This window comes from Pseudomonas sp. FSL R10-0399 (assembly GCF_009600165.1).
GTDB classification, from domain to species: domain Bacteria; phylum Pseudomonadota; class Gammaproteobacteria; order Pseudomonadales; family Pseudomonadaceae; genus Aquipseudomonas; species Aquipseudomonas helleri.
Map to the genome: position 1 here is coordinate 1 of NZ_WIWK01000137.1, position 14,621 is coordinate 14,621.

Sequence of the window (14,621 nt, forward strand, 5' to 3'; positions counted from 1 at the left end):
CCGCCTACACCAGCACCAATGGTTGAGCCGGTAGAACCGCCCAGTTGCTGGCCGACCACGGCGCCCAGCACCCCGCCCAATGCGCCGCCTACACCGGCTTCGGTGGTGCCACCGGCCGAGGCAACGCCACTGACCAGGCCGAGGGACAACAAGAGAATGGAGGTGAGCTTCATGGGTGAGCCTCAAAAGAATGACGGGGCGATCCTGAGGCTCAAAAGGGTTGGTTACAATCGGAATCCGACCAGTAACACGAGTTGTACACAATTACCTAAGTTATTGTTTTTGATGGGGAACTTAATAACTTTTCGAGAGTCTATCTCTCGTTCAGACAGGCTGCTTTTAACCAAAGCAGCCTTTTTTTGTGCCTGAATAAAACAGTTTGAAAGCCCTGTAGCCGCTTAGCTCGCCTTCGCCATGATCAATCTCGACGGGCTGGCTGCTTCCAGGCATATCGCGACGAATTTTGACGTTGGCGTGTGGCTGCCATCGCCGGTGCTTTCCAGCGGCACCAGCGGGTTGACCTCCGGGTAGTAAGCCGCGGCTTGCCCGGCCGGAATATCAAACGCCAGCAAGGTGAAGTTCTTCACCCGACGTTCATGCTGGTCATCCCAAATCGAAACGATGTCGACCTTCTGCCCCGGCTTGAAGCCCAGGCGGATGATGTCGGCTTCGTTGACGAACAGCACGTCGCGCTGGCCCTTGACCCCACGATAACGGTCATCGAGGCCGTAGATGGTGGTGTTGTACTGATCGTGGGAGCGCATGGATTGCAGGATCAGGTCCGGCAGCTTGCCCGTGGCGCGGGTGCGGGCGTCGATCAGGTCTTGCGGCAACGCATTGATGCGGAAGTTTGCGCGCTGGGTCGGGGTGTTCCACTGGCGCGCCCCGGCCGAGTTGCCGAGGTAGAAACCGCCAGGGTTCTGGATGCGCGTGTTGAAGTCTTTGAATCCTGGAATGGTGTCGGCAATCAGCTCGCGAATGCGGCCGTAGTCGGCCACGATCCAGTTCCAGTCGATGGGGTGCGTGCCCAATGTGGCAGCGGCAATCCCGGCGATGATGGCAGGCTCCGAGCGCATTTGATTCGACAGTGCCTTGAGCTGGCCATTGGAGGCGTGGACCATGCTGAACGAGTCTTCAACGGTGACCGCTTGCGGACCTTCGGCCTGATGGTCGATGTCGGTACGGCCCAGGCACGGCAAAATCAGCGCCTCTTTGCCATGCATCAAATGGCTGCGGTTGAGCTTGGTGCTGATCTGCACCGTCAGGTCGCAATTGCGCAGCGCTTCGGCCGTGCGCGGGCTGTCGGGCGTGGCTTGGGCAAAGTTGCCGCCCAGGCCGATAAACACCTTGGCTCGGCCTTCGAGCATGGCGTGAATGGCTTCGACCACGTTGTGGCCGTTTTCACGCGGTACTTTGAAATTGAAGCGGCGCTCCAGCGCATCAAGGAAGGCCACCGGTGGGCGTTCGTTGATGCCCATGGTGCGGTCGCCCTGCACGTTACTGTGGCCACGCACCGGGCACAGGCCCGCGCCAGGGCGGCCGATGTTGCCGCGCAGGAGCATCAGGTTGGCGATTTCCTGAATGGTCTGGACCGAATGGCGGTGCTGGGTGATGCCCATCGCCCAGCACATGATTACGTTCTTGCCCTTGAGGTACATGCGCGCGGCGCGCTCAATGTCCACCAAGGTGAGGCCCGACTGCTCGACGATGTGCTCCCAAGAGGTGTCGTCCAGGCTGGAGATGTAATCGAGGATGCCCGAGGTGTGTTCATTCAAAAACGCGTGGTCGAACACCGCCGGCTCGCCCGCCGCCTGTGCATCGCGCTCCCATTGCAGCAGGAACTTGGCCATGCCGCGCAGCAACGCCATGTCGCCGCCCAGCGCCGGGCGCAGGTAGGCGGTGTTGGTCGGGCGGTCGCCGTTGGTGAGCATTTCCAGAGGGTGTTGCGGATGCTGGAAGCGTTCCAGGCCCCGCTCTTTTAGCGGGTTGACGCACACCACTTGAGCGCCGCGTTTAACCGCCTCACGCAGCGGTTCAAGCATGCGCGGGTGGTTGGTGCCGGGGTTCTGCCCCAGCACGAAAATCGCGTCGGCGTGTTCAAAGTCGTCGAACGTCACGGTGCCTTTACCGACCCCGATGCTTTGCGCCAGCGCCACACCGCTGGCTTCGTGGCACATGTTGGAGCAGTCCGGAAAGTTGTTGGTGCCGAAGGCCCGCACAAACAGTTGATACAGATAAGCCGCTTCGTTGCTGGCGCGGCCCGAGGTGTAAAACTCGGCCTCGTTGGGGCTCGACAGGTTCAGCAGATGACGGGCGATCACGCTGTTGGCCGCGTCCCAACTGATGGGCTCGTAATGATCGGTTTCGGCGTTGTAGCGCATTGGCTCGGTCAGGCGGCCCTGATATTCCAGCCAGTAATCACTTTGCTCCAGCAACGCGCTGACGCTGTATTTAGCGAAGAAGGCCGCATCCACCCGGCGCTTGGTCGCTTCCCAGTTCACCGCCTTGGCGCCGTTCTCACAGAACTTGACCATGCCGCTTTCCGGCGAGTCGCCCCAAGCGCAGCCCGGGCAGTCGAAACCGCCGTTCTGGTTGGTCTTGAGCATCATGCGCAGGTTTTTCAGTGCGTTGTCGCTGGTCAACCAGGCCTGCGCCACACTGATCAGTGCGCCCCAGCCGCCGGCCGGGCCTTTGTAAGGCTTGTAGCGCGGAGTCGGGGTTTGGTCGGCTTGATGATGAAGGCTCACGATTGAATCTCCTGCGCAGGGCTGTACACCCGTGGCGCGCTTTTTTGTGGCAGATGAATAAGGTTGAGGTTGTGACGCCGGGCCCATTGCAGCGCCAGGCCCGTGGGCGAGGACAGGCTGATGAGGGTTTGAATCCCGGCGCGCAACACTTTTTGAATCAGCTCAAGGCTGCAGCGGCTGGTGACAATCGCTGCGCCACCGCTCAAGTCGATGTGTTGGCGCACCAGCGCACCGATCAGTTTGTCCAGGGCGTTGTGCCGGCCGATGTCTTCGCGGCCCATCAGCAGTTCGCCCTTGGCATCCATATACACCGCCGCATGCACCGCGCCGCAGTGTTGGCCCAAGGGCTGGAATTCGCTGATGCGCTGGCGCAAACCGTCCAGCCACTGAGCGGGCGGCAATGGCGCACCGGGCAGCACCTTGAGGTCCGGCAACGCTTGCTCCACCGCTTCGACGCCACACAACCCGCAGCCGCTGGTACCGGCCAGCTGGCGGCGTTGCTGCTTGAGGTTCCAGAACGCCCGGCTGGCGATCTCGACCTGCGCGTACTGCGCCGAGCCTGAGCCGCTGAGCTTGAGGTCGTAGATTTCACTGGCGTCATGGATGATGCCGCTGCCCAAACTGAAGCCGACGATAAAGTCTTCAAGGTCGGTCGGCGTCACCAGCATCACGGCCTGGCTGATGCCGTTGTAGGCAATCGCCAGGGCCACTTCTTCAGCCAGCGCCGTTTCTGCGCCACTGCTGTGGTCGAGCGTGACGTACTGATAAGTCTGGCTGGCAGCAGGCGCGGGCGTACTGATAGCGGGCGCCGCGCACAAAGGGCGCTTGGCGTTCATAGGGCTTTACCAACGTGGTCTATGACCCTAAGCGTAGGCGCGACACTAAGTCGCGTCTAATCGCTAGCGTTGATCTGCTGATAGATGGCGTCGATCAAGACGGGTTGAGTGATTTCTGAAACAGCGCAAAACAGGCTTCTGCCAACGCCGAACGCGGCGCCTCCCGGCGCATGATCAACCCCTGCTGGGCCAGGGTTTGGGCGTCTTCAATGGGGTGCAGGCGCAAGGTGTCCGTCAGCGCTTCAAGCCCGCCTTCCAGCGGCATGACCGCGCAGCAGAGCCCCGCGTGGACCGCTTGCAGCAACTGATGCACGGCATCAGTTTGTAACAAAGGGCGGGGCGTGAGGCCACGGCTGTGGAAGTTGTGATCTATGGATTGGCGAAAGTGCATGCCGCCGCTGAGCAGCCCCAGCGGCAACTCAATCAGCGCCTCCCAGCTCAGGGGCTGTTCGCCAAAGTTGAAATGCCGTTGGTCGTAAAGTAAGCCCATTCGGGTGATGCCCAGGGCCAGAGAGTCAAAGCGTTCGTGGTCGAGGCGGTCCAGATACGACACACCAATGTCGAGCTGGTTGCTGGCCAGTTGCTCAAGAATATGTTCCGAACTCAGGGCCGACAGTTCAAAGCGCAGCTCCGGGTGTTGCTGGTGCAGGCGCTGCAATAAAGGCAGCGGGTCGAAGCTTGAAAGCGGCACCACGCCCAGGCGCAACGTACCGATCAAATTGCCGCGGCAGGCCGCCGCTTCGGCCTGCAAGCCGTCGTAGGCCGCCAGCACCGTACGCGCCCAGGCGAGCACGCGCTCACCCGGTGCGGTAAAGCTTTCGAAACGCTGGCCACGGTTGACCAGTTGCAGGTCGAGCTCTTGTTCAAGGCTGCGCAGGCGCATCGACAGCGTGGGCTGGGTGATATGGCAACGGGCAGCGGCCTGGCCGAAATGCCGGGTTTCATCCAGGGCAATGAGGAATTTCAGCTGTTTGATGTCCATCGTTGCTCCAGGAATGATGGTCTACGCTTAGGTCTCTGGATATTTCAACCTTCAGGAGCGTGACCGATGAGCCTTTTAAGCTTTGTGAAAGAAGCAGGTGAAAAGCTAGCCCACCTGTTTACACCGGGTAATGCCAATGCCTCAGACGAACTCAAAAAGCACGTAGCGGACGTGGGCTTGGGCAATCCTAATATCAAAGCTGAGGTTGAGGGCGACAAGATAACCCTCACCGGCGAAGCCGCGTCGCAAGAAGAGAAAGAAAAAATCGTCTTGGCCGCTGGCAACATTGAAGGCGTCGCCAGTGTTGACGACCAGATCACTGTGACCGGTCCGGCTGTTGTGGCTTCGCGTTTTGTCGTGGTGCAAAAAGGCGACACCCTGAGCGCGATTTCGCTGCGGGTGTATGGCAACGCTAACCAGTACAACAAAATCTTTGAAGCCAACAAACCGCTGCTCAAAGACGTGAACAAAATCTACCCAGGCCAGACACTGCGTATTCCTGAGTAACCTCACACCCTCTTGTGGGAGCGGGCTTGCTCGCGATGTAGGCGATGCGGTTTGTCAGAATAACCGCGTCGATGCTATCGCGAGCAAGCCCGCTCCCACGATTGGTGGTGGCCGTGTGTTCAAAGCCCTTCCAGCAACTCGCGATAATCCCCCAGTGCTGCGAACTCTTCGGTGTCTTTCGGGCCTTTTTTGCTGTCTGGCTGTTTGACCGCCAGCAAGTGGCCGATGCCGAATGCACGGGCGCTGCGCAAAATCGGCAAGGTGTCGTCGATAAACAGGCTGCGGCTCGGGTCAAAGCCGATATCGGCTTGCAGGGCATCCCAAAACGCCGGGCTTTCCTTGGGGAAGCCGTAATCGTGGGAGCTGATCAGGCGCTCGAAATACGGCGCCAGTTCGATGCGCTCCAGCTTCAATGACAACGAATCGCGGTGCGCGTTGGTGATCAGAATCACCCGCTTGCCAGCCTGTTTGATCGCCGCTAAAAAGGTGTCTGCATCCGGGCGCAGGGCAATCAGGTGGGCGGTTTCGAGCTTGAGTTCACGCACCGGGATCTTCAGCTCGCGGCTCCAGAAGTCCAGGCAGTACCACTTCAACTGGCCAGCGTTGTTTTCAAACAGCGGCGTGAGCTCAAGGTCGGCCATGGCGCGGCTGATGCCATGCAGCTCGGCATAGCGCTTCGGCAGGTGTTCGAGCCAAAAGTGGTTGTCGTAGTGCAGGTCGAGCAGTGTGCCGTCCATGTCCAGCAGAACGGTATCAATGTCGCGCCAAGGTAACGCTGTCATGCAAAACTTCTCCCACAGTAGAAAAACATCCGACACAGACAATCGGAAAAGCCGGGGTATAGTAACCCGTTCATATTGAGGAGCCGCTATGCGCCAAAAACCCACCGTACTTGCCCGTGAAATTGTTGCCAGTAGCCGATTGTTTCGGGTCGAAGAAGTGCAACTGCGCTTTTCCAATGGCGTTGAGCGCACTTACGAGCGGCTGGTGGGGCGCGGTAACGGCTATGGCGCGGTCATGATCGTGGCAATGATTGATGCCGAACACGCCATCCTGGTCGAAGAATATTGTGGCGGCACCGACGAATATGAAGTCTCGTTGCCCAAAGGCTTGATCGAGCCGGGCGAAGACGTGCTGGCGGCCGCTGAGCGTGAATTGAAAGAAGAAGCAGGCTTTGGTGCCCGCCAGCTTGAGCATTTGACTGAGCTGTCGTTGTCGCCGGGGTACATGAGCCAGAAAATTCAGGTGGTGCTGGCATCTGACCTGTACGAAGCCCACCTCGAAGGCGACGAGCCGGAGCCGATGCGGGTTGACCGGGTCAACTTGCGAGAGCTGTCGACCCTGGTGCAAAACCCGCAGTTCAGCGAAGGCCGTGCCTTGGCCGCGCTGTACCTGGCGCGTGATCTGTTGACCCAGCGCGGAGTGTTCAAACCGTGAACCTGGCACACCCCTTGTTAGCCCCGGTGATTGAACTCGCGCACCGTGCGGGCGAGGCCATTTTGCCGTTTTGGCGCGCGGATGTTGCCGTCACCGCCAAAGACGATAACTCTCCGGTCACCGCAGCTGACCTCGCGGCGCACCACATTTTGTTCGATGGCCTGACCGCGTTGGACCCAAGCATCCCGGTGCTGTCGGAAGAAGACGCCAACATCGCGCAGAGCGTGCGCGCTGGCTGGACCCGCTGGTGGCTGGTTGACCCGTTGGACGGCACCAAGGAGTTCATCTCCGGCAGCGAAGAATTCACCGTCAACATTGCTCTGATCGAGAACGGTCGCGTGGTGTTCGGCGTGGTTTCAATGCCCACCAGTGGTCGTTGCTACTACGGTGGCGCGGGCCTGGGCGCCTGGCGGGCAGATGCGGATGTGATCGTACCGATCAATGTGCGCGACGTGCCGCCCGCCGGAGAACCGCTGATCGTGGTGGCCAGCCGTCGGCATTCAAGCCCCGAGCAAGAGCGCTTACTGGCCGGGCTGGAGACGGCTGTCGGGAAGTTGGAAACCGCCAACATTGGCAGCTCATTGAAGTTCTGTTTGCTGGCTGAAGGCGCGGCAGATTGTTACCCGCGTTTGGCGCCGACCTCGCAATGGGACACAGCCGCCGCACAAGGCGTGCTTGAAGGGGCGGGCGGGGTGGTGTTGCAGCTCGATGGTCAGCCGTTCACGTATCCGGCGCGGGAATCGCTGCTCAATGGCTATTTTTTGGCGTTGCCCGCGAAGGCGCCGTGGCGTGAGCAGTTGTTGGCGTTGGCGCAAGGTTAAAAGCCACCCCTCTGTAGGAGCGAGCTCGCCTCGCGATCTTTTGATCTTTAAAAGATCGCGAGACAAGCTCGCTCCTACAAGGTTTTGGCGAACAGCAGACTACCGATGCAACACATACTGCCCGCTAAACCGCACCGCATCGTCCCCGCCGTCGGCGTTGATCATCCGCGTTTCAAGGGTTAAACGTGCGCGGCCGTGGCGTTTGTACATGGCCAGGAACTTGTTCCACGCGGCCTCTGATGGCGCATCGCAGAGCGCGATGGCGTCTTGGGTCACGGGCAGCGGGTAGCTGATGTGGCCTTCTTGAATCACGATATGCCCGTCTTCGATCCCGGCCTCGCGCAGGCTCAAATGCAACCAGCCCCAACCGGCCAGCACCGCGCCGCAGTACAGGCTGCCGCCAAACATGGTGCTTTTGTGGTTGATGTTGGCGTCCAGCGGCAGGTGCAAACGCAATTGCCGATCATGCCAGGCAACCACTTTGAGGCCCATTTCACGGGTCAGCGGAATGTCGTGATGAAGGATGGATTCCAGATAACGACTGTCGCGGTTCATGCGCGGATCCTGTTCAGGTCAATCAAGTTCATCGGTGTGAGGGTGGCTGCCGCTCTCGAAGTGCAGCCCGTGCTTGCGCAATTTGTCGTGCAGGGTTTTGCGCGGCACGCCCAGCGCTTCGGCGAGGCTGCGCATCGAGCTGTGTGAACGCTCAAGCTCGGCAGCAATCAGGCTCTTTTCGAAGTGTTCGACCTGCTCGCTCAAGCTGCCAGACACCTCAAGGTCTGACGCCGTTGTGCCGTCGCTAGCGCCTTCGTCCAAGGCCAATTCCAGACCCAGGGCAAAGCGCTCAGCGACGTTTTGCAGTTCACGCACATTGCCCGGCCAGGTGTGGCGCAATAACTGCGCCCGCTGGCCCGGTTGCAACACGTTGAGCGCCAGACCGTGGCGGGCGCTGGCCTCGTCGGCAAAGTGCTGGAACAGCACCAGCACGTCTTCACCGCGCTCGCGCAATGGCGAAATACGCAGCGGCGCGACGTTGAGCCGGTAGTACAAGTCGGCGCGAAAACGCCCTTGGTCGGCGGCCTGACGCAGGTCTTCCTTGGTGGCGGCGATCACCCGGATATCCAGCGGGATCAGCTGGTTGCCGCCCAAACGCTCAACCACGCGCTCTTGCAGCAAACGCAGCAACTTGACCTGTACATCCAGGCTCATGCTTTCGATTTCGTCGAGGAACAACGTCCCGCCATTGGCGAATTCGAATTTGCCGATACGGCGTTTTTGCGCGCCGGTAAAGGCACCGGGTTCATGGCCGAACAGTTCACTCTCGACCACCGACTCGGCCAGCGCCCCGGCGTTGATCGCCACGAACGGGCCGTTGCGGCGGCTCGACAGGTCATGCAGCGCCCGTGCGACGACTTCTTTGCCGGAGCCGGTTTCGCCCAGAATCAACACGTCGGCCTTGGTCCCGGCAAGGGCGCCAATTTGCTCGCGCAAGCGCAGCATGGCCGAAGATTGCCCCACCAGCCGTGCGCTCAGTTGCTGACGATCGCTGAGCGCCAGGCGCAGGCTGCGGTTGTCCAGCACCAGTGCGCGAAGGGCCAGCGCCCGGCGCACGCTGTCGAGCAGGGCGTCGCTGGCAAACGGTTTTTCCAGAAAGTCGTAAGCGCCCGTGCGCATGGCCTGCACCGCCAAGGGCACATCACCATGGCCGGTAATCAACAGCACCGGCAGCTCAGGGTCTTGCGCGTGCAGATGGGTGAGCAGCTCCAGCCCGTCCATGCCTGGCATGCGGATGTCACTGACCACCACGCCGGCCCAGTCCCGCGAGATGCGTTCAGCCAGGCCGTTGGCTTCGGCCAGCGGCAACACTTTAAGCCCGGCCAGGTCCAGGGTTTGGCAGAGCGCCTGGCGCAGGTGCGGATCATCATCGATCAAGATGACCTGTACGCGCGGATCAATGGGTTGGCTCATGACCTGGAGTCCTCTGAAGCTTGCAAGCTCACGCCCGGTGCACCGGCGCGCAGTCGTAGGGTAATTAAGGCACCGCCTTCTTTGTGGTTGGCGAACAACAATTCGCCGCCAAACGCACGGATTAATGTGTCGCAGATGGCCAGCCCCAGGCCCAACCCTTGGGTGCGGGTTTTGGTGGTGTAAAACGGCTCACCGGCGCGGCCTAACGCTTCCATGCAAAAGCCCGGGCCGTTGTCGCGAATGTACACAGTGACGCCTTCGGGCGTGGATTGGGCACTTAGCCACAACCGCCGGGGCGGGCCTTTCTCGGTGAGCGCATCGAGGGCGTTGGCCAGCAGGTTGCCCAGCACTTGGCGCAAACGGGTTTCACCGGCCTCGACCCACAGCGTGGCGGCGGGTAAATCGCGGATCAGTTCGACTTCCATGCTGCGCCGACGTTTGGCCAATAAGGCCAGGGCATCGTCCAGCGCCGGTTGCAGCGCCACGCTTTCAGGCGCATGGCGATCGCGCCGGGCGAAGGCGCGCAGGTGCGCAATGATAGAAGACATGCGCCCAGTCAGCTCATTGATCAATTTGAGGTTGCTGCGCGCGTCTTCAGTGCGTTGATGGTCGAGCAACACTTCGGCGTTTTCGGCATAGCTGCGGATGGCTGCCAGCGGCTGGTTGAGTTCGTGGCTGATGCTAGCCGACATGGTGCCCAGCGCGGACAGCTTGCCCGCTTGCACCAGGTCATCCTGGGCGCGCACCAGTTCTTGCTGCGCATGCTCGCGCTCCAGCACTTCTTTACGCAGGCGCTGGTTGAGGCCTTCAAGGTCGCTGGTTCGTTCGGCCACCCGGCCTTCGAGTTCACGCCGGGCCTTGGCTTCGAAGGCGATGCGCTCCAGGTAATGACGGCGACGTTGCATCATCAAACTGATTAGCAGCATGACCACCAACAAGGTGGCCGCGCCAATGGCCAGCACGGTCCGCACCGGGCGATCGATCAAGGTACGCGGCGCAAGAATGTTCACGCTCCAGCCGGTCTCGTCGATTTTTTGCGTTTGTACCACCCACGAATCCGGGTTGATGTTCAGCGGCTGCAGGTTGCGCGTCGGGTAGGGCAGGATGGCGAAAATGTCCTGTTGCTCTTGCGGCGACAGTTTGCGTGTGGCCTTGAAGCGCCAATCCGGCCGGGACGTGAGAATCACCACGCCGTTGTCGTCGGTTGTCAGCAATTGCTCCGGGGTGTTGCCCCACAAGCGCTCGGTATGATCCAGGTCTACCTTGACCACCAGCACGCCAAGCTTTTTATCGCCTTCGGTCACCGGGGCGGCAAAGTAATAGCCGCGTTTGCCGGACGTAGTGCCCAAGCCGAAAAAGCGCCCCAACTTGCCGTCCATTGCTTCGCTGAAGTACGGACGGAAAGCAAAGTTGCGTCGGATAAAACTGTCGGGCTTGTCCCAGTTCGACGTCGCCACCGTGTTGCCATCGGCATCAATCAGGTACATGACCTCGGCGCCGGTCTGGTTGTTGATCTCCGCGAGCAACTTATTGGCCGTGCTCAGGGTTTGCGGGTCTTCCGGGTCGGCCAGCGAATTACGCAGCGCGGGCAGCTCGCCCAGAATTTGTGGCAGCACCTCATAGCGGTGCAGCGTGCCCAGCAAGTTGGCCACGTACAGGTCGAGGGTCTGGCGGTTCTGCCCGGCCAGTTCGCTGCGGTAATAGCGCTCGGCCAAGTGCTGCAGCGGCCACAACAAAGGCGCCAGGCACAGCGCCAGTAAGGCCAGGCTGCGCCAGCGGGGGCGGCGAGGAGTTGTAGGAGTCGAGTTCATAGGGCGCAGTATACCTACGCTTAAACCCCGTAGGAGTGAGGCTACCAGCGCTATTTTTAATCTCGATTTATATCTGTATTAAAAATGTTTTTGTCTGGGTTAAATCCGATAAATGGTTTTTATTGTGGATATTTATCGGCTATAAAGGGGGCCTTTCTTGACGAAATGCAGGCGGGCGTCCACTGTTTCCGGCCAGCCTGATTGATGCGCCCATCCCCCTCTTTTTTGGTTCCCTGGAGTCCTGAAGGTTATGACTACTTTGCACAGCACGCCCCGCGCTGACGGCTTTCACATGCCGGCCGAATGGGCTCCTCAAACTCAAGTCTGGATGATCTGGCCTGAGCGTCCGGACAACTGGCGTTTGGGCGGCAAGCCTGCGCAAGCCGCGCACGCTGCAGTGGCCAAGGCCATTGCCCGCTTCGAGCCGGTGACCGTCGGGGTGTCGGCCGCACAGTACGAAAACGCTCGCGCACAGCTCGATGTGCCGAACATCCGCGTGGTCGAGCTTTCCAACGATGACGCCTGGGTGCGCGACAGCGGGCCGACGTTCGTGATCAACGACACCGGTGAAGTGCGCGGCGTGAACTGGGACTTCAACGCCTGGGGCGGGTTTGACGGCGGGTTGTACTTCCCGTGGAACCGCGATCAGCAAGTGGGCAGCAAGATCCTCGAAATCGAGCGCTCGGCGCGCTACTACACCGAAGGTTTTGTGCTGGAAGGCGGTTCGATCCACGTTGATGGTGAAGGCACATTGATCACCACCGGCGAATGCCTGCTTAACCGCAACCGTAACCCGCACCTGTCCCGTGAAGAGATTGAAAGCGTGCTGCGCGCGCAACTGGCTGTGGATAAGATCATCTGGCTGCCCGATGGCCTGTACAACGATGAAACCGACGGCCATGTGGATAACTTCTGCTGCTACGTGGCGCCGGGTGAAGTGCTGCTGGCCTGGACCGACGACGAACGCGACCCCAACTACGTGCGTTGCCACGAAGCGATGAAAGTGTTGGCCACCAGCACCGATGCCCAGGGCCGTTCTTTTGTTGTGCACAAAATGCCGATTCCGGGGCCGATGTACGCCACCCAGGAAGAGTGCGACGGTGTGGATAAAGTCGCTGGCAGCCAGGACCGTAATCCGTCGGAGCGTTTGGCCGGGTCTTACGTGAACTTCCTGATCGTCAACGGCGGCATCATCGCCCCAAGCTTCGACGACCCGATGGACGCAGAGGCCAAAGACATCCTGCAAAACCTGTTTCCACAGCACGAAGTGGTGATGGTGCCGGGCCGTGAATTGCTGCTGGGCGGTGGCAACATCCACTGCCTGACCCAGCAACAACCCGCCCCACGCAAAGCCTGACCCACCCAAAACTGTAGGAGCGAGCTCGCCTCGCGATCTTTTGATCTTCTAAAAGCTCGCAGCCTGCGGCAGCTCCTACAGGCCCTTTATTTGCCCGGTTCACGCAACACACTAAAAGCGCTGGCAGCGTTTTTCTGTTCCCGCCTTACCGCTAGTCTGACGCTCTGATTGATTGAACCTTCGGAGCGCTTCATGACCACCCCCGTTCTGCATTACATCTATGACCCGCTGTGCGGTTGGTGCTATGGCGCCAAGCCGCTGATCGACGCTGCCCGCGGCATTGTGCCGGTGGTGGCCCATGGCGGCGGGATGATGACCGGCGCCCAGCGCCGCCCTGTGTCTGCGCAACTGCGTGACTACGTCATGCCCCATGACCAGCGAATTGCCGAATACACCGGCCAGCCGTTTGGCGAGGCTTACTTTGAAGGGCTGCTGCGCGACACCACAGCGGTCTTTGATTCGGCGCCACCCATCACTGCCGTGTTGGCCGCCGAGCAACTGGCCGGGCGTGGCCTTGAACTGCTGGGGCGTTTACAGACGGCGCACTATGTCGAAGGGCGGCGGATTAGCGACAAGGATGTGCTGGAGGAACTGGCCACTGAAATCGGCCTGCCCACCGAGGCTTTTGTTACGGCCTACCAGGCGGCCCGTGGCGAACCGACCCACACTCATATCAAAGACAGCCGCAAACTGCTCGGGCAGGTGGGGGGCCAAGGCTTTCCTACCCTGGTTCTGGAACTCGACGGGCGCTACCAAGTGGTCGATTTTGGGGCGTTTATCGGTAAGCCAGATGCCTTTGCGCAATGGTTGCGCGCACCCGCCCAAAGCCCAAACGATTCAGCGCCCGCCTGCGGCCTGAATGGCTGCGACGAGTAAAAGGTTAAGGCGCGATCAACGGTCTTTGAATTGCTGGCAATTAACAAATTTTTCACGAAATTGACACTTTGCCTTAACGACGGATAGGATCCCTGCCTACGCCTGTGGCGATAAGCCATGCACCAACTTTCTAAATGACCCGCGCGGCGTCTCGTGTGGGTCTTTTTTGTTATGTGAAGCAACCACCACTCAATGTTTCAGCTTGAAACCCACAGCGCGCCTCTATTCTGAAATAAGGAAAATAAAATGTTAAAAACACGGATAGGTCTACTCGCTCTGGGCGTACTCGGTGCTACCCAGGCCATGGCTAACGATCAAGCTGACGCAAAAGGTTTTGTAGAAGACAGCCACCTGAACGTATTGGCGCGCAACGCCTACATCAGCCGTGACTACAAACACCACCAACAAGACAAAGCTGAATGGGGCCAAGGCTTCCTCGGCACCTTCACCTCCGGCTTCACCCAAGGCACCGTGGGCGTGGGTGTGGATGCTTTCGGCATCTACGCACTGCGTCTGGACGGCGGCAAGGGCAGCAGCGGCGCAGGCGGCATCGACTTCTTCAAGCAAGACCATAACGGCAAAGCCGCTCACGACATCGCCAAGGCTGGCGCTGCCGTGAAGTTCCGCATTTCCAACACCGTGCTGAAATACGGTGACCAAATGCCTGCTCTGCCGGTACTGATGTACGACAACTCCCGTCTGATGCCAGAAAGCTTCACCGGTACCCTGTTGACCTCCAAAGAGATCGACGGCCTGGAACTGAACGTGGGTCGTTTCACCGAAGAGTCGCGTAAAAGTGCTGAAGCGCGTAACAGCGGCGGCCTGAAGAGCATCAACGTGTTCGGCGGTAGCTACAAGTTCACCGAGCGCTTCTCGGCCTCGTTGTACGGCTCCGAGATGAAAGACGAGCTGCGCAAGCAATACCTGGGCATGACCTACGCCCTGCCACTGGATGACAAACAGTCCCTGACGTTTGACTTCAACGGCTACCGCACCCACGTAGACTCTGGCTACGCGCGTGACGTGCTGAAGGTTGACGGCACCGACAACAAGATCTGGAGCCTGGCAACCACCTACGCGTTCGGCGCGCACTCGCTGGTTCTGGCTTACCAGAGCAGCACCGGTGAAATCGGCTACCCATACGGCGGCTACCGCAATGCGGGCGGCGTGGGCGACGGCGGCAACACCATCTTGCTGGCCAACTCTTATCAAACATAAAATAACCCATTGTTTTTATTCAAAAAAACTACCCAACTTTTTCCAGTCGCCATCCCAGCTT

12 protein-coding genes and 1 pseudogene are annotated in these 14,621 nt (G+C 59.9%); 6 read left to right on the plus strand and 7 right to left on the minus strand.

Annotation, left to right across the window (positions count from 1 at the left end):
• Positions 1-398 precede the first annotated feature (398 nt).
• The 3 genes from GHO41_RS25790 to GHO41_RS25800 form a co-directional block, all read right to left on the minus strand.
• Positions 399-2,747: an FdhF/YdeP family oxidoreductase gene (locus GHO41_RS25790; RefSeq protein ID WP_048366862.1), complete on the minus strand. Its 2,349-nt coding sequence runs from the start codon at positions 2,745-2,747 to the stop codon at positions 399-401.
• Positions 2,744-3,583, minus strand: a complete 840-nt coding sequence (gene fdhD, locus GHO41_RS25795; protein WP_153435027.1) for a formate dehydrogenase accessory sulfurtransferase FdhD — start codon at positions 3,581-3,583, stop codon at positions 2,744-2,746. Before fdhD ends, GHO41_RS25790 begins: the two co-directional genes overlap by 4 nt.
• A gap of 94 nt (positions 3,584-3,677) precedes the next feature.
• Positions 3,678-4,565: a LysR family transcriptional regulator gene (locus GHO41_RS25800; protein ID WP_153326012.1), complete on the minus strand. Its 888-nt coding sequence runs from the start codon at positions 4,563-4,565 to the stop codon at positions 3,678-3,680.
• Between the two features lie 66 nt (positions 4,566-4,631).
• Here GHO41_RS25800 and lysM point away from each other — a divergent pair, with 66 nt between their 5' ends.
• Positions 4,632-5,072: a peptidoglycan-binding protein LysM gene (gene lysM / locus GHO41_RS25805; protein ID WP_048366859.1), complete on the plus strand. Its 441-nt coding sequence runs from the start codon at positions 4,632-4,634 to the stop codon at positions 5,070-5,072.
• A 119-nt stretch (positions 5,073-5,191) separates the two neighbouring features.
• On the opposite strand, the gene yrfG is transcribed toward lysM, so the two are convergent.
• A complete protein-coding gene (gene yrfG, locus GHO41_RS25810; protein ID WP_153326010.1) occupies positions 5,192-5,854 on the minus strand; it encodes a GMP/IMP nucleotidase in 663 nt (220 codons plus the stop codon).
• A gap of 88 nt (positions 5,855-5,942) precedes the next feature.
• Between yrfG and nudE the strand changes: the two genes are divergently transcribed.
• Both nudE and cysQ read left to right on the plus strand, forming a co-directional pair.
• Entirely contained in the window at positions 5,943-6,509 is a 567-nt protein-coding gene (nudE, locus tag GHO41_RS25815) for an ADP compounds hydrolase NudE (RefSeq protein ID WP_048388865.1), read from the plus strand.
• Positions 6,506-7,330, plus strand: a complete 825-nt coding sequence (gene cysQ / locus GHO41_RS25820; RefSeq protein ID WP_371929042.1) for a 3'(2'),5'-bisphosphate nucleotidase CysQ — start codon at positions 6,506-6,508, stop codon at positions 7,328-7,330. The genes nudE and cysQ overlap by 4 nt, the downstream gene beginning before the upstream one ends.
• A gap of 99 nt (positions 7,331-7,429) precedes the next feature.
• Here cysQ and GHO41_RS25825 read toward each other — a convergent pair whose 3' ends face one another.
• The 3 genes from GHO41_RS25825 to GHO41_RS25835 are packed head-to-tail and all read right to left on the minus strand — an operon-like array spanning position 7,430 to position 11,109.
• Positions 7,430-7,885 carry a thioesterase domain-containing protein gene (locus tag GHO41_RS25825; protein ID WP_123750992.1) on the minus strand — a complete coding sequence of 152 codons (456 nt, stop codon included), beginning with the start codon at positions 7,883-7,885 and terminating at the stop codon, positions 7,430-7,432.
• 18 nt (positions 7,886-7,903) lie between these two features.
• Positions 7,904-9,298, minus strand: coding sequence for a sigma-54 dependent transcriptional regulator (locus GHO41_RS25830; RefSeq protein WP_153392685.1), 1,395 nt, complete (start codon positions 9,296-9,298; stop codon positions 7,904-7,906).
• A complete protein-coding gene (locus tag GHO41_RS25835; RefSeq protein ID WP_048388873.1) occupies positions 9,295-11,109 on the minus strand; it encodes a sensor histidine kinase in 1,815 nt (604 codons plus the stop codon). Before GHO41_RS25835 ends, GHO41_RS25830 begins: the two co-directional genes overlap by 4 nt.
• Before the next feature lie 250 nt (positions 11,110-11,359).
• On the opposite strand from GHO41_RS25835, the gene aguA reads away from it, so the two are divergent.
• The 3 genes and pseudogenes from aguA to GHO41_RS25850 all read left to right on the plus strand — a co-directional run.
• Positions 11,360-12,466, plus strand: a complete 1,107-nt coding sequence (gene aguA, locus GHO41_RS25840) for an agmatine deiminase (RefSeq protein ID WP_048366852.1) — start codon at positions 11,360-11,362, stop codon at positions 12,464-12,466.
• Positions 12,467-12,658: 192 nt separating this feature from the next.
• On the plus strand, positions 12,659-13,342 hold the full coding sequence (locus tag GHO41_RS25845) for a DsbA family protein (RefSeq protein WP_123750996.1): 684 nt from the start codon (positions 12,659-12,661) through the stop codon (positions 13,340-13,342).
• Positions 13,343-13,588: 246 nt separating this feature from the next.
• Positions 13,589-14,551 (plus strand): annotated as a pseudogene (locus GHO41_RS25850) (OprD family outer membrane porin); the annotation flags it as partial.
• Positions 14,552-14,621: the final 70 nt, after the last annotated feature.

What these genes read in the sequence shown, in the direction of transcription:
- nudE (WP_048388865.1), top strand. Translation starts at nt 5,943, where the DNA reads ATGCGCCAAAAACCCACCGTACTTGCCCGTGAAATTGTTGCCAGTAGC.
- yrfG (WP_153326010.1), bottom strand. Translation starts at nt 5,854, where the DNA reads ATGACAGCGTTACCTTGGCGCGACATTGATACCGTTCTGCTGGACATG.
- GHO41_RS25800 (WP_153326012.1), bottom strand. Translation starts at nt 4,565, where the DNA reads ATGGACATCAAACAGCTGAAATTCCTCATTGCCCTGGATGAAACCCGG.
- GHO41_RS25825 (WP_123750992.1), bottom strand. Translation starts at nt 7,885, where the DNA reads ATGAACCGCGACAGTCGTTATCTGGAATCCATCCTTCATCACGACATT.
- GHO41_RS25835 (WP_048388873.1), bottom strand. Translation starts at nt 11,109, where the DNA reads ATGAACTCGACTCCTACAACTCCTCGCCGCCCCCGCTGGCGCAGCCTG.
- lysM (WP_048366859.1), top strand. Translation starts at nt 4,632, where the DNA reads ATGAGCCTTTTAAGCTTTGTGAAAGAAGCAGGTGAAAAGCTAGCCCAC.
- aguA (WP_048366852.1), top strand. Translation starts at nt 11,360, where the DNA reads ATGACTACTTTGCACAGCACGCCCCGCGCTGACGGCTTTCACATGCCG.
- GHO41_RS25845 (WP_123750996.1), top strand. Translation starts at nt 12,659, where the DNA reads ATGACCACCCCCGTTCTGCATTACATCTATGACCCGCTGTGCGGTTGG.
- fdhD (WP_153435027.1), bottom strand. Translation starts at nt 3,583, where the DNA reads ATGAACGCCAAGCGCCCTTTGTGCGCGGCGCCCGCTATCAGTACGCCC.
- GHO41_RS25830 (WP_153392685.1), bottom strand. Translation starts at nt 9,298, where the DNA reads ATGAGCCAACCCATTGATCCGCGCGTACAGGTCATCTTGATCGATGAT.